This window comes from Streptomyces sp. WAC03905 (assembly GCF_057371075.1).
In genome coordinates, this window is sequence record NZ_JBXYDZ010000003.1 from 1561066 (window position 1) to 1579755 (window position 18690).

Here is an 18690-nt window from a genome sequence, read left to right on the forward strand (position 1 = left end):
CCTACTGGATGCCGCGCAAGGCCTGTTCGAGGATCTCGGCGCCCTCTTCCGCCTCGGCGACGGTGAGGGAGAGCGGCGGCGCGATCCGCAGCACGCTGGTGTTGTGGCCGCCGCCCTTGCCGAGGAGCAGGCCGCCTTCGCGGGCGGCCTCCAGGACTGCGGCGGCCGCCTCCGGGTCGGCCTGGTCGGTGCCGGGCCGGGTGAGTTCGATGCCGGCCATCAGGCCGCGGCCGCGGACCTCCCGGACGGCGGGGACGGCGGCGGCGATCCCGCGCAGCCGCTCCAGGAGCAGGCCGCCGACGCGGCGGGCGTTGCCCTGGAGGTCGTGTTCCAGGAGGTAGCCCAGGTTGGCGACGCCGGCCGCCATGGTGACGGGTGAACCGCCGAAGGTGGAGATCGAGTTGGAGTCCAGGCAGTTCATCACCTCGGCGCGGGCGACGACGCCGCCGATGGACATGCCGTTGCCGATGCCCTTGGCGAAGGTGAGGATGTCCGGCGGGCCGTTCTGGGCGTGCGCCTGCCAGCCCCAGAAATGGTCGCCGGTACGGCCCCAGCCGGTCTGCACCTCGTCGCTGATCCAGAGGATGCCGTGCCGGTCGAGGACCTCGCGGAAGGCGCCGTACAGGCCGTCGGGCGGGGAGGTGAAGCCGCCGACGCCCTGGATCGGCTCCGCGATCAGGGCGGCCACTCCCCCGCGGGCCTGGCCCAGTACGTCTTTGAGGTCCGCGACGGCCGCCGCGGTGAAGGCGGTGTCGTCGAGGTGGGCGAAGGGGCCGCGGGTGCGGACGGCGCCGTGGACGTAGTACGTCTGCAGCGGGGACAGGCTGGTCGGGGACCAGCCGCGGTTGCCGGTGATGGAGACGGTGGAGAAGGAACGGCCGTGGTAGCTGTTGCGCATCGCCAGGATCTGGTTGGAACGGCGGTACGTCGTCGCGAGCAGCAGGGCGGTGTCGTTGGCCTCGGTGCCGGAGGTCGTGAAGAAGACGCGGGCGTCGGGGATGCCGGACAGGGCCGCGACCCGCTCGGCGAGCTCGATCATGGGCCGGTTGAGGTACAGGGTGGAGGAGTGGATGATCCGCCCGGCCTGCTCGGCGACGGCCTTGGTGACCTCGGGCAGCGCGTGGGCGGTCATCGTGGTGAGGATGCCGCCGAAGAAGTCGAGGTAGCGGTTGCCGTCGGCGTCCCAGACGTGGCGTCCCTCGCCGTGGGTGAGCTCGATGGGGTCGGCGTAGTACAGCGCGAGCCAGTCGGGCAGGACGGTGCGGTGGCGGTTGTGGAGCGGGGTGGGGTTGGTCACGGCTGTACGAGTCCTCCGTAGGCGTCGGGGCGGCGGTCGCGGTAGAAGGCCCACTGGTCGCGGACCTCCTTGATCAGGTCGAAGTCGAGGTCGCGCACGAGGAGTTCCTCCTCCTTGTCGCTGGCGACGTCGCCGACGAACCGGCCGCGCGGGTCGACGAAGTAGCTCGTGCCGTAGAAGTCGTTGTCGCCGTACTCCTCCTGGCCGATGCGGTTGATCGCGGCGACGAAGTACTCGTTGGCGACGGCCGCGGCGGGCTGTTCCAGCTGCCAGAGGTAGGCGGAGAGGCCGCGGTGGGTGGCGGAGGGGTTGTAGACCAGCTGGGCGCCGGCCAGGCCCAGTTGACGCCAGCCCTCCGGGAAGTGGCGGTCGTAGCAGATGTAGACGCCGATCCGGCCGACGGCGGTGTCGAAGACGGGCCAGCCGAGGTTGCCCGGGCGGAAGTAGTACTTCTCCCAGAAGCCCTTGACCTGGGGGATGTGGTGCTTGCGGTACTTGCCGAGGTAGGTGCCGTCGGCGTCGATGACGGCGGCGGTGTTGTAGTAGAAGCCCTCGCTCTCCAGCTCGAAGACGGGGACGACCACGACCATCCCGGTCTCGCGGGCGAGGTCCTGCATGCGGCGGACGGTCGGGCCGTCGGGGACGGCCTCGGCCCAGCGGTAGTGCTCGGGCTCCTGGACCTGGCAGAAGTAGGGGGCGTTGAACACTTCCTGGAAACCGATGATCTTCGCACCTTCGGCGGCGGCCCGGCGGGCGTACTCCTCGTGCTTGGCGATCATCGATTCGGTGTCTCCGGTCCAGGTGGCCTGGACCAGCGCGGCGCGGACGACTTGGGCCATGAGCTGCTCCTTGTGACGGGAACGCCGAGTTCTACGCACGTAGACGGTGTGCGTAGGGAGTAGAACGTAGGCCGCGTCACAGCGTGGGGCAAGACCGCCTTGCGCAGTTGGAGCAGTCGGTCACGTTACGTCGCGCGGCGGTCGATTGCGGTCACCGGAGGCGACATTGCGGACCGAAGCGGTGTTGGTCCGGCGGGGGGTGGCTTTCTCGGGCGGCGGGTGGCGGATCCGGGGGTCGGCCCCGGGCCGGTGCCCGCTGGGCTCCGCCCCGGACCCCGCGCCTCAATCGCCGGCAGGGCTGCACGTACCGGCCGTCGGCTCCGTGACCTGCGGGACGGCTCCCGCCGGGAGCGCCGCGGTGCGGTGCCGGCACAGTGCGGGGCGGCTTCCGCCGGGAGCGCCCCGGAGCGGGTCGATACGGCGCGGGGCGGCTTCCGCCGGGATGCCACGGAGCGGGGCCATTTCAGTGCGGGGCCGCTCCCGCCGGGAGCCCCACGAAACGGGGCCGGTTCGGCGCGGGGCGGCTTTCGCCGGGATTGCCGCCGAGCGGGGTCGGTTGGGTGTGTGTGGGGGGGGCGCCCCGCCGGAGTGTCTCCTCGGCTCGGCGCGCGCGGGCGTGTCGCGGTGGTTGCCGGGGGTGGCGCCTCGTCCTGTGGGGACACTCCGCCGTGTCCCCGCCCCACTGCCGTGCCCGTCGCGGGGGGAGCGGGGACGGTGAGGGGTGTCCCCGCAGGACGAGCGCGCAACCCCCGGCCCGCGGCCGAGAAGGCTCGCGCGCGCCGAGCCGAGGAGACACCCCTCGGCGGCCCCGCGCACCGGCCCGCGCAACTCCAGCCTCGCCGGCCCCGACTGCTGCCCGCTGGCGGAGCGGAGCCGCCCCATCCAGCCTCGCCGGCGTTTGAGGCGCGGGGTCCGGGGCGGAGCCCCGGTGGCCACCGGCCCGGGCCGACCCCGGACCGCCACCCGCCGCGGGAGCGGAGGGGCGCGGGGGCTGGGGCGGAGCCCCAGTGGCCACCGGCCCGGGCCGACCCCGGACCGCCACCCGCCGCGGGAGCGGAAGGGCGCGGGGTCTGGGGCGGGAGCCCCAGCAGCACCGGCCCGGGCCGACCCCGGACCGCCACCCGCCGCGGGAGCGGAAGGGCGCGGGGTCTGGGGCGGGAGCCCCAGCAGCACCGGCCCGGGGCAGCCCCCGATCCGCTACCCGCCGCGGGAGCGGAGGGGCGGAGCCCCGGAAACCACCGGCCCTGCCCGGCCCCGAGTACGGCTGCCCGCCGCGGGAGCGGAGCGGCTAGGGCCGCGGGAGCGCGGTGGGGGTGAGGCCCGCTACGCGCAGGGCGTGGGCCAGGTCGCGGCGGTGGGCGCCGGGGAGCCGGCCGGCCGCGTGGAGCAGCCGCGGGGTGAACCACGGGGGGTCGTGCCGGGCGAGGGCGGCCGCCTCCTCGGCGGTGCGGACGCGCACGAAGGCCCCGAGCAGGGTCTCGACCTCCCGGGCACGGCCCGCCGCGCCGAGGGCGAGTGCCGCGTCCGCGACCTCGGCGGCGGAACGGGAGACGCCCTGGCGCAGCAGGGCTCCGCAGTCGGCCTCCCGTCCGGCGTCGCCGAGGGCGGCGGCGGCCGCCGCGAGCTGTCCGGGCGGAAGCGAGGCGGCCTCCCAGAGCAAGGTGTTCCAGTCGGCCGCCAGACCCGCGCGAACCAACTCGGCGGCCAGGTGCGGCAGCAGCCCGGCGGGCCACGCCGCGGCCTGGCACAGCAGGGCGTGCGCCTCGCCCGTGCGGCCCTGCGCGCGCAGCACGATCAGCTCGGCGGCGACGTCCCGCGGCGTCCGGGTCGGCTGCGCGGGCGGGAGCGCAGGCTCAGCCTCGGCCACCGGCACCGGCACCGGCTCGGGCACCGGCTCGGGCACCGGCTCGGGCAGCGGCTCCGGCTCCGGCCGCAGCCCGCCGAAGCGGGCCCCGCGCGGGGCGGGCCGGGCCCCGGGGTCCGGGTGGCCCGGCGGCGCCGTGGAGGCGGGCACTTCGGGAGCCGCCGCCCCGGCGTACCGGGCGCCCCCGCCGCGCCGCGTCCCCCGCAGCCACCGGCTCTCGGCCCGTCCGACGGGCGGCAGAACCCCCGCCTGTCCCCCCGCCCCGCCCGCACCGGGCACGTCGGCGCCGGTGTCCGGCCGAGCCGGGGCCTCCGTCGGCGCGTCGGCCCGGAGGGCGGTCAGGCGGGCCGCCAGGTCCTCGTGGCGGCCGGCGGCGCGTGCCACGTCGTCCTGGGTCCAGGACAGCTCCCGGGTCAGGGCGTCGGTCTCGGCCCGGTCCGCGGTCCCGACCAGCCGGGCGGTCAGGCTCCGCAGGGCGGCCTCCGCCTCGGCCCGCCGGGCGGCCGCCGCGGCGAGCAGGGTCCGCAGTTCGTCCTCGCCCCCCGGGAGCCGGTCCCAGACCGAGACCGCCGCGGCCCGCAGCCGCGCCGCGTATACGGTCTCCCGCGCCGCGAGTTCCGCGCCGCCCGTCCCCGCCAGGTCCCGCAGCAGGGACTCCACCAGGTCCCACGGGGGTATCGCCGCCCCGTTCAGACAGGCCTGCAGTCCCTCAGGATCGCGGCGCAGGAACTCCCCGTACCAGCCTGCCCCGGCATCCAGTCTTTGCGTCAATCCCCTTAAGTATCCGGAGAGTTGACTGATCGCCAGTGTAGTCGCGGTCTCCATGGGCGCATTGGATCCCACCTGTGTTACGGGCGGGCTACGGGAGCCTCAAAGCTTGACGGCGATCGCGGTGTGCGGCCGCTTCCCCCGGCGCACCAGGGCGGCGGGCACGTCGACCGCCCAGAACTGCCAGGTGTACTTGCGCGACATGAGGGTGCGCACCCGGCGCAGGCCGTCCTCGTCGAGGAGCGTGGCGCGCCCGTCGACGACGGGCGCGCCGTCCTCGACACGGCCCCGCACGTCGCAGGGGGCGAGGGTGACCCGCCCGTCGTTGCGGATGCGCTTGACCTTCCACGAGTCGCTGCGCGTCCACACGTACAGCTCCCCTCCGTCGGCGACCGCCCACACCGGTGTGGCGACGGGCGTGCCGTCCTTGCGGAAGGTGGTGAGGCTGACGTAGCGCGCGTTGCCGAGCTCCTGGAGACCCATACCCGGACCCTAACGCGGCGGGCCCGGAGCCCGGCACCCCGGGAACCGGCGGGGTGTCGGGCCCGGCCGGTCCGCGGGGTGGGCGCAGGGCTACTTGGGCATCAGGACGGTGTCGACGATGTAGACGTTGGCGTTGGCCGTCCTGACGTTGCCGCAGACGACGTTCGAGGTGTCGTTGACCTCGTAGGCCTCGCCGGAGCCCGTCGTGTTGACCTTGCCCTTCTGCAGGGTCTCGAAGCTGCCGTTCTCCAGCTGCTGCGGGGTGAGCCGCTGGCCGACCACGTGGTACGTGAGGATCTTGGTCAGCGTCGCCTTGTCGGCCAGGACCTTGTCGAGGTCGGCCTTCGGGATCTTCGCGAAGGCGTCGTTCGTCGGGGCGAACACCGTGATGTCCTGTGCGTTGTTGAGGGTGTCGACGAGACCGGCCTGCTTGACGGCCGCGACGAGGGTGGACAGGGCGGGGTTGTTGGAGGCGGCGGTGGCCACCGGGTCCTTCGCCATCCCGTCGAAGGAGCCCGCGCCTTCCTTCGGGACCCCGGCACAGGCCGGGCCGAAGGGCTGGTCGCCGGCCGGTGTCGCGTCCATCGGGGTGCTCCCACCGGTCTTGGCCTGGTCGCCGGCGGCGGGGGCGGCCTTGGTGTCACCCCCGGAGTCGGAGCAGGCGGCGAGCGAGAACGGCAGGACGGCGGCCGCGGCGACGGCCAGGGCGGTACGGCGGATCTTCATGCTGTTCATGGTGGTTACTCCCCTTGAGTACCTGTGTGCGGTTGCGGGTAGTGCTGCCGGACCGGCCCTGGGGCGGGCCGGGCCGGGGTCTGGGGGACGGTGACGAAGACGCTGTGCCGGCCGCTCGCACCGTCGGGGATCGTCCGCGCGCGCTGCTCGGTCTGGACCTGACCGGTGCCGTCGGTGGCGCGGACGGTGAGGGTGTGGCCGCCGGGTTCGGCCTGCCACGGGAAGGACCACTGCCGCCAGGTGTCGACCGTGGTCGGCGCCGCCAGGTCGGCGTCCTGCCAGGGGCCGTCGTCGACGCGGACCTCGACGCGGGTGATCCCGCGGCGCTGGGCCCAGGCCACGCCGGCGACGACGACCGTGCCGGGTCGGGGGCGTGCGAAGGGCTTCGGGGTGTCGATCCGGGCCTGCGTCTTGACGGGCGCCCTGGCGGCCCACTGCCGCTGGACCCAGTACGCGTCGTAGGCGTCGTAGGTGGTGAGTTCGAGGTCGGTGATCCACTTGCAGGCCGACACGTACCCGTAGAGGCCCGGGACGAGCATCCGCACCGGGAAACCGTGCTCGAAGGGCAGCGGCTCGCCGTTCATGCCGACCGCGAGCATGGCGTCGCGGCCGTCCATGACGTCCTCGACCGGGGAGCCGAGCGTCATGCCGTCCACCGACCGGGCCACCAGCTGGTCGGCGGCGCCGCCCCGGGAGGGCGGTCGTACGCCGCATTCCCTCAGGAGACCGGCCAGGGGGACGCCCAGCCAGCGGGCGGTGCCGAGGTAGGGGCCGCCGACCTCGTTCGAGACGCAGGTCAGGGTGATGTCCCGCTCGGTGAGGGGCCGCGCGAGGAGGTCCGCGAGGGAGTAGGTGCGGGGTGCGGTGACGCCCTTCCCGTGGATGCGCAGCCGCCATGCGGCCGCGTCGACCTTGGGCACGACCAGGGCGGTGTCCACCCGGTAGAAGTCCCGGTTGGGCGTGACGAAGGGGCTGATCCCGGGGGTCGTCAGGCGCGCCGATCGGGGTACGGGCGGGGCGGGTGAGGCGGGGGGCGGGAGGACGAGGGCGGCGCGCGAGGCGATGGCGCCCCGCCCGTCGCGGCCGCTCAGGGTCCGTCCCGCGAGGCCGGCCCCGGTGGCGGCCGCCGCGACGGCGGTTGCGGCGCCGAGGAAGCCGCGCCTGCTCCAGCCGCCGGCCGTCCCCTCGTGCGGCGCCGCCGGCCCGGCGGCCGGTGCCGCCCGTCCCGCGAGGAGGTACAGCACGCAGGCTCCGGTGACGGCCCCGAGGACGGAGGGCAGGGCGTCCACGGCGCCGCCGGAGTCCGGCCGGCTGAGCGCGGCCGTGCTGCCGACGAGGCCGAACACCAGGACGCCGGCGGCTCCCGGACGCCGGAACCGGAAGGCCAACAGGCCCAGGGCCACGGCGAAGAGGGCGAGGAGCGCGAGGATGCCGAGCTGGAGGACGAGCTTGTCGTCCTCTCCGAAGGTCCGGACGGCGAAGTCCTTGACGGGCGCCGGGGTCCGGTCGATCACCGCGCGTCCCACCGCGGTCACCGGCCCGGCGGCCGGCCGGATCAGGCCCGCCGCCAGCTCCGCCGCGGCGAGCGCGGCGAACCCGGCCAGCAGGCCGGACAGGGCGGCGAGGGCAGGCCGGGCGGGCCGGGCGGGAGTGGTGCGGAGCGTGCTCACACCCTGGATTCGGTGCGCTCCGGCCGCAGGATGGGCCCCTCACCCGCATGGGTGAAAACAGTGCGCCGGGGGGACGCCTCGGCCGCTGCGGTCAGCGGCCGCCCGGTCCGCCCGGGACGGGTGCCCCTTGACGGCCGCGGCCGTTCGCTTCGCGCACGGGACCCGGCCGGTCGTCCGGCAGTGCGCACGCGGCCAGCAGCAGCCCTCCGGCGAGGAGGGCGCCGACGGCTGCGCATCCGAGTCGTTTGGCCGCGTCGGTGGCTGACACGCCTTCACGCTTGCCCCGCGCGCGGCACGTCCCACCGCCCATTGGGCCGTTCGGCCTCGGCTCCCGCCCGAACGGCCCGCCCCGACTCCTACGCCGGCGCCGGTACGACCGCGCAGCGCCGGAGGAGGTCGTCCAGCGAGAGACCGAGGGCCTCGGCGAGGGCGGCGACCGTGAAGAAGGCAGGGGTGGGGGCCCTGCCCGTCTCGATCTTGCGCAGGGTCTCCGCGGAGAGACCGGCCCCGGCCGCGATCTCGACCATGCTGCGGGCACCGCGGGCCTCGCGCAGCAGGGCGCCCAGGCGCTCGCCGCGCTCGCGCTCTTCGGGGGTGAGTGGGGTACGGACCATGGGGCCATCCTACCCGGGGCACCAATAGTTATCCCGGTAAAGTAATCCCGTTACAGTTATACCGGTATAGTTATTGGCATGGTGGAACTGAAGACAGCACCCGAGATCGAGAAGATGCGCGCCGCGGGCCGCGTCGTCGCCCGCGCCCTGGCCGCCGTACGCGAGGCCGCGCACGTCGGCGTACCCCTGTCCGACCTGGACCGGGTGGCCCGTGACGTGCTCCGCTCGGCCGGGGCGACCTCGCCCTTCCTCGGCTACCGGCCGCAGTTCGCGCCGGCGCCCTTCCCCGCGGTGGTCTGCGCCTCCGTCAACGACGCGATCGTGCACGGCATCCCCGACGGCTACCGGCTGTGCGAAGGCGACCTCGTCAGCATCGACTGCGGGGCGGAGCTCGGCGGCTGGGTCGGGGACGCGGCGGTCAGCTTCACCGTCGGCCGCGCCCGCCCCGAGGACCAGCGGCTGATCGACACGTCCCGGGCGGCCCTCGCGGCCGGGATCGCCGCCGCCGTGCCCGGCAACAGGATCGGGGACATCGCCCACGCCGTCGGCACCGTCTGCCGCGCCGCCGGATACGGCGTCCCCGACGGCTTCGGCGGCCACGGCATCGGCCGCAGCATGCACGAGGACCCCGGCGTGCCCAACGAGGGCCCGCCGGGACGCGGCATGAAACTGCGCCCCGGCATGGTCCTCGCCATCGAGCCGATGCTGATCGCGGGCGGTACGGACGACTACCGGTGCGACGCCGACGGGTGGACCCTGCGCACCGTCGACGGCACCCGCGCCGCCCACTCCGAGCACACGGTGGCGATCACCGGCCGCGGCCCGCGGGTCCTCACCGTGCTCTGACCGCCGACCGCCGGACCGCCCTACGGCGTGCCGTGCGGGCGGACCACCATGGCCGAACCGCCGCCCCGCCGGGAGGTCTCCGCCGCGGCCAGCCAGCGTCCGTCGGGCAGTCGCTGCACGCCGGTCGCCGCGCCGATCTCCGGGTTCTGCCGGAACGCCTGGCCCAGGGCCTCCAGCTCCGCGCGCAGCGGGCTGTTCCACAGACCCGGTTCCAGCTCGGTGGTGGTCTGGTTGCGCTGGCTGGCCCGGGGCGCGGCGATCGCGTCGACCAGCGGCAGACCCCTGTCCAGGTGGCCGGTCAGGGTCTGCAGGACGGTGGTGATGATGGTGGCTCCCCCGGGCGAACCGACGGCCAGCACCGGCCGGCCGTCGTCCAGGACGATCGTCGGGGACATGGACGAGCGCGGCCGCTTGCCGGGACCGGGCAGGTTCGGGTCGGGGACTCCCGGCGCCGCCGGGGCGAAGGAGAAGTCGGTGAGCTCGTTGTTGAGGAGGAAGCCGCGGCCGGGGACGGTGATCGCGCTGCCGCCGGTGGACTCGATGGTCAGGGTGTAGGAGACGACGTTGCCCCAGCGGTCGGCGACCGTCAGGTGCGTGGTGTTCTCCCCCTCGTACGTGGTGGGGGCGGCCTGTCCGGTGGTGGCGCAGGGTGCCGGGTGGCGCGGGTCGCCGGGGGCCAGCGGGCTGGTCAGCGTCCGGTCCGGCCTGATCAGGCAGGCGCGGGAGTCGGCGAAGCGCTGCGAGAGCAGCTGCCGCGTCGGCACGTCCACGGCCGCCGGGTCGCCGACCCAGCGGCCGCGGTCGGCGAAGGAGATCCGGGATGCCTCGATGAAGCGGTGGAGGTACTGCGTCTCGGACAGCTTCGAGAGGTCGGTCCGCTCCAGGATGTTGAGCGCCTCGCCGACGGTGGTGCCGCCCGAGGACGAGGGCGCCATGCTGTAGACGTCCAGGCCGCGGTAGCTCACGCGGGTCGGGTCCTGCCGTCGGGTGGCGTACGCGCGCAGGTCGCCGGTGGTCAGGTCGCCGGGGCGGACCGTGCGCGTGGCGGCGGGGTCCACCGGGGGCGTGCGGACGGCCCGGACGATGTCCTCGGCGAGCGGCCCCCGGTAGAGGGCTCCGGTGCCCTTGCGGGCGAGTTCGGCGTAAGTGGCGGCCAGGTCGGGGTTCTTGAAGGTGGAGCCGACCACGGGCAGTGCGCCGCCCGGCAGGAAGAGCTTCGCGGTGTCCGGGAAGTCCTTGAAGCGGTCCTGGTTCTGCTCGGTCTGGGCGCGGAAGGTCCCGTCCACCGTGAAGCCGTCGCGGGCCAGTTTCTGGGCCGGCTTCAGCAGGGAGGCCAGGGAGCGGCTGCCCCACGCGTCGAGGACGGTCTTCCAGGTGGCAGGGGTGCCGGGGACTCCGACGCCGAGGCCGCTGGTCTGGCCCTCGGCGAAGGGGATGGGCTGCCCGTTCTCCTGGAAGAGGGTCGCCGTGGCGGTGGCGGGGGCGGTCTCCCGGCCGTCGACGGTGTGGACGCGGTGCGTGCGGGCGTCGTAGTGGACGAAGTAGCCGCCACCGCCGATGCCCGCCGAGTAGGGCTCGGTCACGCCGAGTGCGGCGGCGGTGGCGACGGCCGCGTCGACGGCGTTGCCGCCGGCGCGGAGCACGGCGATCCCGGCGGCCGAGGCGTCGGCGTCGACGCTGGCGACGGCCCCGCCGTAGCCGACGGCGACCGGTACCTTCGCCGGCGGGGCCGGGGTCCCGGTGGCGGAGGGCGGTGCGGCTCCGGTCGAGACGAGTGCGGCGACGACGGTCAGCAGCGGTAACCTGCGGGCGACGGCGGGACGGTGCATCCGGACCTCCAGTGGCAGCGTGGGCCGAGCCTAGCGCCGGGCGGCGCGCTGCGTCAGGGCGTCCGCCGGGGCGCGGCGGGCGGCGGGGGCGGACCGCGCCGGTGACCCCCGTCCGGCGCGGCGCTAGCATCCGGCGCATGAACGACGACGTGCGCAACATCGTGCTCGGGGTGATAGCCACCGCCGTCAGCGGCGGGTTCGGCTGGTTCTCCCGGACCTATCTCTGGCGGCGCGCGCTCCGCCGCAAGCAGGTGTTCTTCGGGCTGCCGACGGGTTCGGACTGCCTGTTCGTGGTCAACCGGCAGATGGGCGGGAAGGAGTCCTCGCTGCACCGCAACGACGCCTTCGCCCTCCTGGAGATCTCCGCCCTGATCAAGGACTGCGGGGCGAACGTGCAGATCGTCACGCACGACACGGCCCGTCAGGGCTTCGGCGACCGGGCCGAGTTCTGCGTGGGCGGTCCGGTGTCCAACGCGCGGACGACGGCGCACCTGGCGTCGATGCTGCCGGGCGTCACTGTCAACGGCGACACCGAGCAGCACGAGGACCGGGGTTCGATCGTCGTGGGCGGCGAGACCTACCGGTGGCGGCCGGGACGGGAGGAACACGTGCTGCTGGCCCGGCTGGCGGGCGGGGAGGGCGGCCGTCCGGTGTTCCTGCTGTCGGGGCAGACGGCGGTCAGCAACCAGGCGGCCGCCCGGTATCTGAACCGGCACCACGCGCGGCTGGCCCGCACGTACGGCACGGACTCCTTCTGCCTGGTGCTGAAGGTCGTCAACTCCGATGCCTACGGGCCGGATGTGACCGAGCTGGTCGCGGACGTCACCCGGTCGGCCCGGACACCCGCAGCGGCAGCCGTGTGATGCCGTTGATGAAGTTCGACACCAATCGCCGGGGTGCGCCGGCGAGTTCCGGTACGGGCATGGCCGAGCACCACTCCTCGTAGAGGGTGCGCAGCTGGAGGCGGGCGAAGTGCGCGCCGAGGCAGACGTGCGGGCCGTCCCCGAAGGACACGTGCGGGTTGGGTGTGCGGCCGAGGTCGAGTCGGCCGGGGTCGGTGAAGGCGCGCTCGTCGTGGTTGGCGGAGGCGTGGAAGACGACGACCTTGTCGCCGGCCCGGACCGGCTGCCCGGCCAGTTCGTGGTCGACGGCGGCGGTGCGGCGGAAGCTGAGGACCGGCGGGTGGACGCGCAGGAGTTCGTCGACCGCAGCGGCGTGGGAGTACCGGCCCGCCGCGAGCCTGCGGTAGGCGTCGGGGTCCCGGGCGAGGGCGAGCAGGCCGCCGGGGGCGGCGCTGCGCACGGTGTCGTTGCCGGCGACGGTGAGCAGGAAGAAGAACATCTCCAGTTCGGCGGGGTCGAGTCCGGCGGTGGCGAGGACGGTCATGACGTCGTCGCCGGGGTGCCGGCGCTTGTGGGCGGCGAGTTCGCGGGCGTACGCGAACATCTCGCCGAGCAGGGCCGGGGAGCGCGGGTTGAGGGGCTTGCCGTCGGGGCCGAGGAGGGGTTCCGGAGCGTCCTCGGGGTCCTGGTAGCCGATGATCCGTACGGTCCAGTCGAGCAGCAGGGCCCGGTCGGCCGGTGGGACGCCGAGCAGGTCGGTGAGGTTGAGCAGGGCGTACTCGTCGGTGACGGTGCGGACGAGGTCGGCGGCGCCGTCGTCGGCCGCGTCCCGTGCGGCGGCCAGCAGCGTACGGGCGCGCCGGCGCACGCGCGCGGCGAAGGCGTCGACACGGGTCGGGGTGAAGGCGCGGGCGACGAGCCGGCGCAGTCCGCCGTGGCCGGGGGGATCCTGGTTGAGCATGGTGCGGCGCAGGAAGGGCAGGTCGGCCGGGTCCGGGTCGCGGATCTGGGTGGCGCCGAGCCAGGAGGAGTACGTCCGGTGGTCGCGCAGGACGTGGACGACATCGGCGTGCCGGGTGACGGCCCAGAATCCGGGGCCGGCGGGCCAGCCGGCGATCTCGGGCTCGGGTTGCCAGGCCACGGGGCGCAGGTCGCGCAGGAGGCGGTAGCGCTCGTGCGGGATGCCGGCGGCGTAGATGCGGGGGTCGAAGACGTCGGGGGCGTCCGCGGCGGGGTCCATGGGGCCACCGTGGCGGGTGCGCGGCCCCGCCGCAAGGGCGGGGTGCGCGTCGGCGCGGTGTCCGTCAGCGCTGTGCGGTCCTGCAGTCGGTGGCGGGGAGGGTGGTGTCGGTGCCCGCGATGGCGACCGGGCTGACGGTGTCGCGCACCCCGGAGACACCGATGGTGCACACCAGCTGGGCGCGGGCCAGTTCGGAGAGGCCGCCGACGGCGAAGGGCACCCGCACCGTCAGCCCCCTGTCCTGCGCGTAGGGGCCAACCGTCACCGCGTCGGAGTTCTCTCCGGACACCTTGGGCAGCGCCGTGGTGAGACCGGCGTCCGCGGACGGGCCGAGGGGGCCGTTCAGCAGGACCCGCAGCAGTGGGGTCGGCGCGAGGATGTAGTCGGTACCGATCGAGAAGGGCACCGGGACGAGCCGGTCGCCCTCCTTGGAGATGAAGTAGAGGACGGCGATGTTCTTGCCGCCGGGGACCTTGGCCGCGGCGGCGTGACCGCTCTCGATCACGCCGGTGCGTTTGATGCCGCAGCCGGTGAGCAGCAGGGCGCAGCCCGTGAGGGCGGCCGTGAGGGCCACGGCGCGGAATCCGGTCGTCCGCCCGGTCATGCGCGGGCCTCCAGGGGCATGTCGAGGGTGAAGAGGGCGCCCCCTCCGGGCCGGTTGCCGGCCCGGAGGGAGCCGCCGTGCAGACGGACGTTCTCCAGGGTGATGGCGAGTCCGAGACCGCTTCCGGCGGAGCGGGTCCGGGCCGCGTCGGCCTTGAAGAAGCGGTCGAAGATGTGGGGCAGGACCTCGGGGGCGATGCCGGGTCCGCTGTCGGCGACGTCGACGAGGAGCCGTTCGCCGTCGTCGCCGGGTGCGGTCCGCACGGTGACGTGTACGGGGGCCCCTCCGTGGCGCAGGGCGTTGCCGACGAGGTTGGCGAGGACCACGTCGAAGCGGCGGGGGTCGAGGCGAGCACGGACGGCGTCGGGCAGTTCGGTGACGACGCGCCCGTCGTCCCAGTGGCGCCGCTCCAGGGTCTTGCGGACGGCTTCGGCGATGTCCACGTCGTCGAGGTTGAGTTCGGCTGCGCGGGCGTCGAAGCGGGACATCTCCATCAGGTCCTCGACGAGGACGGCGAGCTTGCCGGTTTCGGCGCTGACCAGGCGCAGGGCCTTGGCGGTGTCGTCGTCGAGGCGTGCGGCGTCCTCGTCGAGGACCTCGGTGACGGCGAGCATCCCGGCGAGCGGCGTGCGCAGTTCGTGGGAGACGTCGGAGGCGAAGCGGCGGGCGCGGACCTCGGCCTCCTGCAGTTCCCTGACGGACTGTTCCAGGGCGCGGGCGGTCTCGTTGAAGGTGCGGGCGAGGCCGGCGAGTTCGTCGGCGCCGCGGACCTCGATACGGGTGTCGAGGCGGCCGCGGCCGAGGTTCTGGGCGGCGCGGCGCATGTCGCGGACCGGCCGCAGCACGCTGCGGGCGGCCAGCAGCGCGGGAACGATGGCGATGGCGAGTCCCGGGACGGCGCCCTGCTGGGCGGCCTCGACCATGGCTTCGACGGTCTGCTTCTCGGTGGAGAGCGGGACGCTGGCGTAGAAGACGACGCCGGTGGGTTCGGTGTATCCGTTGTGTTCGAAGACGGCGGGGACGCCGATGGTGAGCCACGGGTTGCCGCGCTGGTCCTCGACGCGCTGGAAGGCGGCGTACTGGTTGTTGCGGACCTTGTCGCGCAGGCTTTCGGTGATCACCGTGGAGGTGGGTGTGCCGGGGTTGGTGGAGAGGCGCATGCCGGCGTATTCGCCGAAGACGATCCACGGGTGGGGTTTGCCGCGCTTGCCGAGTTCGGTGACGACGCGCTGCAGTTCCTGCTGTTCCAGCGGGAGGCGCAGTTCCTGCTGCTCGACCTGGTCGCGCAGGGTGCTGACGGCGGTGTCCTGGGTCTGCTTGAGAATGGCGTTGCGCGCCTGCTGGTAGGTGAGGGCGGCGGTGGTTCCGGCGCTGATCGCGGCGACCAGGAGGAAGGCCGCTATCAGCCGGGTGCGCAGCCCGAGGGGTGCTATGCGTCGCACCGCGGCCTACAGCGGGCCGAAGCGGTAGCCGAAGCCGCGCACGGTCTGTATGTAGCGGGGGCTGCGGGCGGGGTCCTCTATCTTGTGGCGCAGGCGGCGGACGCAGGCGTCCACGAGCCGGGCGTCGGCGTGGTAGCTGTGGTCCCAGACGTACTCGAGGAGCTGCTGGCGGGAGAAGACCTGCTCGGGCGAGGCCGACAGGTGCAGCAGGAGTTTGATCTCGCTGGGTGCGAGGGCGACGCGTTCGCCGTTCTTGGCGACGGTCAGCCCGGCGCGGTCGATGGTGAGTTCGCCGTGGCCCTCGATGCCGGGGCGGGCTCCGACCGGGTCGCTGAGGCGGCGCAGTACGGCCTTGATACGGGCTTCGATGACCTCGGTGCGGGCGGGTTTGACGATGTAGTCGTCGGCGCCCGCCTCCAGGCCGATGACGATGTCGAAGTCGTCGCCGCGTGCGGTGAGCATGATGATCGGGACTTCGCTGGTCCGGCGGATGAGATGGCACACCTGTACGCCGTTCATGCCGGGCAGCATCAGGTCGAGGAGGACGAGTTCGGGGTGGAAGTCCGCCATCAGCGCGAGCCCCTCCTCCCCGGTCTCGGCGGCCTGTACGTCGTGGCCGCGGCGGCGCAGGCCGAGGCCGACGCCTTCGCGGATGGAAGGGTCGTCCTCGATCAGCAGTACGCGTGGCATCCGGTCAGTATCCCAGGGCGGTCTTCGGCTCCTCCCGCTACCGGCGGGTCCTGCGGCGCAGGGAGTCGAGCAGGTCGGTGATCTCGGCCAGGCGCAACGGCCGGGCGAGGAGGACGACGACCAGGAGGAGGGCCGCGGTTCCCGCGCCGACCGCTGCGAAGTCGCCGAAGTGCTCGGCGGCGCGGGCCGCCGCGTACGCGGCGCCGGCCGCGGGCGCGCACGCCGCGAGCAGCCGGAGGTGGGTGCGTACGGCGGTGGTGCGCCGCTCGGTGCGGGTGCCGGCGCGCGGGCCGAGCCTGCGGGAGAGGGTGCGGGCGGTGACGGCGGCGCCCGCGAGGAAGGCGATCGAGGAGGCGGCGGCCATGCCGGTGACGGCCCAGCGCGGGGACAGCACGGCGTAGGCGGCGGCCGACAGTCCGGCGTTCAGGGCGACGATGACGAGGTTGAGGAAGAAGGGGGTCCGGGTGTCGGAGAGGGCGTAGAAGCCGCGGGAGAGCACGTACTGGGCGGAGAAGGCGACCAGGCCGGGGGCGAAGGCCGTGAGCATGCCCGCCATCACCTCGATGTCGGCGGCGCCGGTGCGTCCGTAGCCGAAGACTCCGCCCATCACCCAGGGGGCGAGGACGGCCATGAGGGCGGCGGCGGGGACGACGAGGGCGGCGCTGGAGCGCAGGGCGTAGGAGACGTCGCGGCGGACGGCGCCGAGGTCTCCGTCGGCGGCGGCCGCGCTCATGCGGGGCATCAGCGCGGTCACGAGGGAGACGGTGATGATGCCCTGCGGGACGATCCACAGCTGGTAGGCGTTGCTGTAGGCGGTGTAGCCGGCACCGCCCGCGAGGCCGGCGTCGGCGGCGTGCTGTCCGGTGGTGGTGGACAGCCGGGTGACGACCCAGTAGGCGATCTGGTTGGTGAGGACGAGCAGGACGGTCCAGCCCGCGTTGCGCAGGGGGCGGCCGAGGCCGCTGCCGCGCCAGTCGAAGCGGGGGCGCCAGCGGAAGCGGGCCGCGCGCAGCGAGGGGATCAGCGCGAGGGCCTGGACGACGATGCCGGCGGTGGTGCCGAGTCCGAGCAGGCGGGTCTCGGCGGCGGTGAGGCCGCCCGCGGCGTCGTGGGAGAGGTGGAGGAACAGCCCGAAGACGCCGATGATCACGAAGTTGTTGAGGACCGGGGTCCACATCATCGCGCCGAACCGGCCGCGGGAGTTCAGCACCTGGCCGAGCAGGGTGAACAGTCCGTAGAAGAGGATCTGCGGGAGGCAGTACCGGGCGAGGGCCACGGTGGTGCTTTCCTGGGCGCCGCTGTAGCCGGTGTACGCGGAGACGATCAGCGGGGCGGCGAGGACGGCGGCGGCGGTGAGTGCCACGAGGGCCGCGGTGCAGGCGGTGAGCAGGCGGTCGGTGTAGGCGACGCCGCCGTCGGCGTGTTCCTTGGCGGCCCGGACCAGCTCGGGCACGAAGACGGCGTTGAGGGCTCCGCCGACGAGGAGAATGTAGATGATGTTCGGGACGGTGTTGGCGACAGCGTAACCGTCGCCGAGCAGTCCGGTGCCCAGGGCGGCGACGACGACGGCGGAGCGGATGAAGCCGGTGGCGCGGGAGACGATCGAGCCGGCGGCCATGAGCGCGCCGCTGCGCAGCACCGAGGTCCTCTTCGGTGCTGCGCCGTCGGCGTCGGTCCCGGTGCCGTCCGGGGCGGCCGGTCTGGTGTCGGTGGCCGTCACCGGCGGGCCAGGTAGGCCTGGAACGCCTTGTGGAGCGCCGTGTTGGCGACACCGTCCATCGGGATCTCCCATTCGCCGAGCGTTTCGACGACCTGTCCGCCGGTGCCGAGCTTCCAGCGCAGCAGCCCGAAAGAACGTTCGTCGGGGTCGAGGGTGGAGGGTACCCCGCGCATGTCGTACTCGTCGGCCCCGAGGGCGTGTGCGTCGCGCATCATGCGCCACTGCAGGGCGTTGCTGGGTCGTACCTCGCGCCGGTGGTCGGCGGAGGCACCGGTCTGGTACCAGACCCGGCTGCCGGTGCTGATCATGGTGTGGGCGGCGAGGATCTCGCCGCCGTGGACGGCCAGGTAGAGCCGCATCCGGCCGGGCTGTTCCTCGTTCAGGACGCGGTACTGCTGTTCGTAGTACGCGAGGGAGCGGCCGAGCCGGAATCCGTCGCGCTCCTCGGTGATGCGCAGCAGCCGGTAGAACTCGGGCAGGTCGGCGGAGGTGCCGAGGACGGTCTCGACGCCGGCCTTGCCGGCCTTGCGGACGTTGCGCCGCCATTCCTGGTTGAGGCCGGACCACAGGTCGTCGAGGCTGCGGCCGGCGAGCGGGACGCGGAAGACGTGGCGGGGCTGGGCGTCGCCGTCGTCCTCGCCGCCGCAGCGCTTCCAGCCGCGGGTGCGCAGCCGGTCGGCGAGGGCGGCGCCCACGGGGTCGACCTCGGTGGCGAGGACGTCGGAGATCTGACGTCCCGCTGCGGCGCCGGCCTTGACCGTGGCGGCGTCCCAGCGGCGGTAGGCGGGGCTGGGGCCGATGCGGACGGCGAAGGCGCCGGCGGCCCGCAGGTGGCGCATGAGCGGGTCCAGCCAGCGGTCGACGCGCGGGTCCGACCAGTCGGCGACGGGCCCCTCGGGAAGGTAGGCGAAGTATTTGCGGGTGCCGGGGAATTGCCGGTAGAGAATGAGGCCGGCCCCTTCGATCTCGCCGCCCGGACGGTGCCATCCGACCATTTCCGAGCGCCAGAGGTCCTTCACCCGGCCCCAGGACGGGTACTGCAGAAAGCTCGCCGCCGGGGTCCTGGAGAGGAAGGACTGGTATTCGGAGACGGACAGGGCGCGCACCTGGAGCTCCTGGTCCTGGTCCTGCCGGGCGGGGGTGACGAGCAGTGCGCACACGGGAGACGGCCTTCCTGTTCGTGCCGAGGGGTCGTTCACAGGACTCT

Annotated in this window: 17 protein-coding genes; 2 read left to right on the plus strand and 15 right to left on the minus strand. The window is 74.1% G+C overall.

Annotated elements, in window-relative coordinates; genetic code table 11:
• Position 1 precedes the first annotated feature (1 nt).
• The 8 genes from AC2RP6_RS09735 to AC2RP6_RS09770 form a co-directional block, all read right to left on the minus strand.
• Positions 2 to 1297, minus strand: a complete 1296-nt coding sequence (locus tag AC2RP6_RS09735) for an aspartate aminotransferase family protein (RefSeq protein ID WP_486445852.1) — start codon at positions 1295 to 1297, stop codon at positions 2 to 4.
• On the minus strand, positions 1294 to 2136 hold the full coding sequence (locus AC2RP6_RS09740; protein ID WP_030026227.1) for a nitrilase-related carbon-nitrogen hydrolase: 843 nt from the start codon (positions 2134 to 2136) through the stop codon (positions 1294 to 1296). The genes AC2RP6_RS09735 and AC2RP6_RS09740 overlap by 4 nt, the downstream gene beginning before the upstream one ends.
• Positions 2137 to 3424: 1288 nt before the next feature.
• Positions 3425 to 4771, minus strand: coding sequence for a hypothetical protein (locus AC2RP6_RS09745; RefSeq protein WP_486445853.1), 1347 nt, complete (start codon positions 4769 to 4771; stop codon positions 3425 to 3427).
• Between the two features lie 99 nt (positions 4772 to 4870).
• The gene (locus AC2RP6_RS09750; protein ID WP_486445854.1) at positions 4871 to 5251 is read right to left on the minus strand and encodes a PPOX class F420-dependent oxidoreductase; all 381 of its coding nucleotides are present in this window, start codon (positions 5249 to 5251) and stop codon (positions 4871 to 4873) included.
• 90 nt (positions 5252 to 5341) lie between these two features.
• The gene (locus AC2RP6_RS09755; RefSeq protein ID WP_486445855.1) at positions 5342 to 5986 is read right to left on the minus strand and encodes a fasciclin domain-containing protein; all 645 of its coding nucleotides are present in this window, start codon (positions 5984 to 5986) and stop codon (positions 5342 to 5344) included.
• A 5-nt stretch (positions 5987 to 5991) separates the two neighbouring features.
• Positions 5992 to 7656, minus strand: coding sequence for a molybdopterin-dependent oxidoreductase (locus tag AC2RP6_RS09760; protein WP_486445856.1), 1665 nt, complete (start codon positions 7654 to 7656; stop codon positions 5992 to 5994).
• 91 nt (positions 7657 to 7747) lie between these two features.
• The gene (locus AC2RP6_RS09765) at positions 7748 to 7924 is read right to left on the minus strand and encodes a hypothetical protein (protein ID WP_486445857.1); all 177 of its coding nucleotides are present in this window, start codon (positions 7922 to 7924) and stop codon (positions 7748 to 7750) included.
• A gap of 88 nt (positions 7925 to 8012) precedes the next feature.
• Positions 8013 to 8270, minus strand: coding sequence for a helix-turn-helix domain-containing protein (locus AC2RP6_RS09770; protein ID WP_486445858.1), 258 nt, complete (start codon positions 8268 to 8270; stop codon positions 8013 to 8015).
• A 78-nt stretch (positions 8271 to 8348) separates the two neighbouring features.
• On the opposite strand from AC2RP6_RS09770, the gene map reads away from it, so the two are divergent.
• Positions 8349 to 9116: a type I methionyl aminopeptidase gene (gene map, locus AC2RP6_RS09775; RefSeq protein WP_486445859.1), complete on the plus strand. Its 768-nt coding sequence runs from the start codon at positions 8349 to 8351 to the stop codon at positions 9114 to 9116.
• Positions 9117 to 9136: 20 nt separating this feature from the next.
• Here map and ggt read toward each other — a convergent pair whose 3' ends face one another.
• The gene (ggt, locus tag AC2RP6_RS09780) at positions 9137 to 10945 is read right to left on the minus strand and encodes a gamma-glutamyltransferase (protein WP_486445860.1); all 1809 of its coding nucleotides are present in this window, start codon (positions 10943 to 10945) and stop codon (positions 9137 to 9139) included.
• Between the two features lie 137 nt (positions 10946 to 11082).
• Here ggt and AC2RP6_RS09785 point away from each other — a divergent pair, with 137 nt between their 5' ends.
• Positions 11083 to 11808 (plus strand): hypothetical protein, encoded by a 726-nt coding sequence (locus AC2RP6_RS09785; RefSeq protein WP_486445861.1) that lies wholly within the window; start codon positions 11083 to 11085, stop codon positions 11806 to 11808.
• Here AC2RP6_RS09785 and AC2RP6_RS09790 read toward each other — a convergent pair.
• The 6 genes from AC2RP6_RS09790 to AC2RP6_RS09815 all read right to left on the minus strand — a co-directional run bounded on the left by AC2RP6_RS09790 (position 11768) and on the right by AC2RP6_RS09815 (position 18643).
• The gene (locus AC2RP6_RS09790; protein ID WP_486445862.1) at positions 11768 to 13027 is read right to left on the minus strand and encodes a cytochrome P450; all 1260 of its coding nucleotides are present in this window, start codon (positions 13025 to 13027) and stop codon (positions 11768 to 11770) included. The two genes, AC2RP6_RS09785 and AC2RP6_RS09790, sit on opposite strands and share 41 nt — an antisense overlap.
• A gap of 64 nt (positions 13028 to 13091) precedes the next feature.
• Positions 13092 to 13631 carry a hypothetical protein gene (locus AC2RP6_RS09795; RefSeq protein WP_486445863.1) on the minus strand — a complete coding sequence of 180 codons (540 nt, stop codon included), beginning with the start codon at positions 13629 to 13631 and terminating at the stop codon, positions 13092 to 13094.
• Positions 13628 to 15073: an ATP-binding protein gene (locus AC2RP6_RS09800; RefSeq protein WP_486445864.1), complete on the minus strand. Its 1446-nt coding sequence runs from the start codon at positions 15071 to 15073 to the stop codon at positions 13628 to 13630. The genes AC2RP6_RS09795 and AC2RP6_RS09800 overlap by 4 nt, the downstream gene beginning before the upstream one ends.
• A gap of 6 nt (positions 15074 to 15079) precedes the next feature.
• Entirely contained in the window at positions 15080 to 15763 is a 684-nt protein-coding gene (locus AC2RP6_RS09805; RefSeq protein ID WP_486445865.1) for a response regulator, read from the minus strand.
• A gap of 37 nt (positions 15764 to 15800) precedes the next feature.
• Positions 15801 to 17483 carry a murein biosynthesis integral membrane protein MurJ gene (gene murJ / locus AC2RP6_RS09810; protein WP_486445866.1) on the minus strand — a complete coding sequence of 561 codons (1683 nt, stop codon included), beginning with the start codon at positions 17481 to 17483 and terminating at the stop codon, positions 15801 to 15803.
• Positions 17480 to 18643: a lipid II:glycine glycyltransferase FemX gene (locus AC2RP6_RS09815; RefSeq protein WP_486445867.1), complete on the minus strand. Its 1164-nt coding sequence runs from the start codon at positions 18641 to 18643 to the stop codon at positions 17480 to 17482. The genes murJ and AC2RP6_RS09815 overlap by 4 nt, the downstream gene beginning before the upstream one ends.
• Between the last annotated feature and the right edge of the window lie 47 nt (positions 18644 to 18690).

Bases quoted from the DNA above. Each gene is read 5' to 3' on its own strand.
- AC2RP6_RS09740 (WP_030026227.1), bottom strand. From the start codon at position 2,136: ATGGCCCAAGTCGTCCGCGCCGCGCTGGTCCAGGCCACCTGGACCGGA.
- AC2RP6_RS09750 (WP_486445854.1), bottom strand. From the start codon at position 5,251: ATGGGTCTCCAGGAGCTCGGCAACGCGCGCTACGTCAGCCTCACCACC.
- AC2RP6_RS09755 (WP_486445855.1), bottom strand. From the start codon at position 5,986: ATGAACAGCATGAAGATCCGCCGTACCGCCCTGGCCGTCGCCGCGGCC.
- AC2RP6_RS09770 (WP_486445858.1), bottom strand. From the start codon at position 8,270: ATGGTCCGTACCCCACTCACCCCCGAAGAGCGCGAGCGCGGCGAGCGC.
- map (WP_486445859.1), top strand. From the start codon at position 8,349: ATGGTGGAACTGAAGACAGCACCCGAGATCGAGAAGATGCGCGCCGCG.
- ggt (WP_486445860.1), bottom strand. From the start codon at position 10,945: ATGCACCGTCCCGCCGTCGCCCGCAGGTTACCGCTGCTGACCGTCGTC.
- AC2RP6_RS09785 (WP_486445861.1), top strand. From the start codon at position 11,083: ATGAACGACGACGTGCGCAACATCGTGCTCGGGGTGATAGCCACCGCC.
- AC2RP6_RS09790 (WP_486445862.1), bottom strand. From the start codon at position 13,027: ATGGACCCCGCCGCGGACGCCCCCGACGTCTTCGACCCCCGCATCTAC.
- AC2RP6_RS09795 (WP_486445863.1), bottom strand. From the start codon at position 13,631: ATGACCGGGCGGACGACCGGATTCCGCGCCGTGGCCCTCACGGCCGCC.
- AC2RP6_RS09805 (WP_486445865.1), bottom strand. From the start codon at position 15,763: ATGCCACGCGTACTGCTGATCGAGGACGACCCTTCCATCCGCGAAGGC.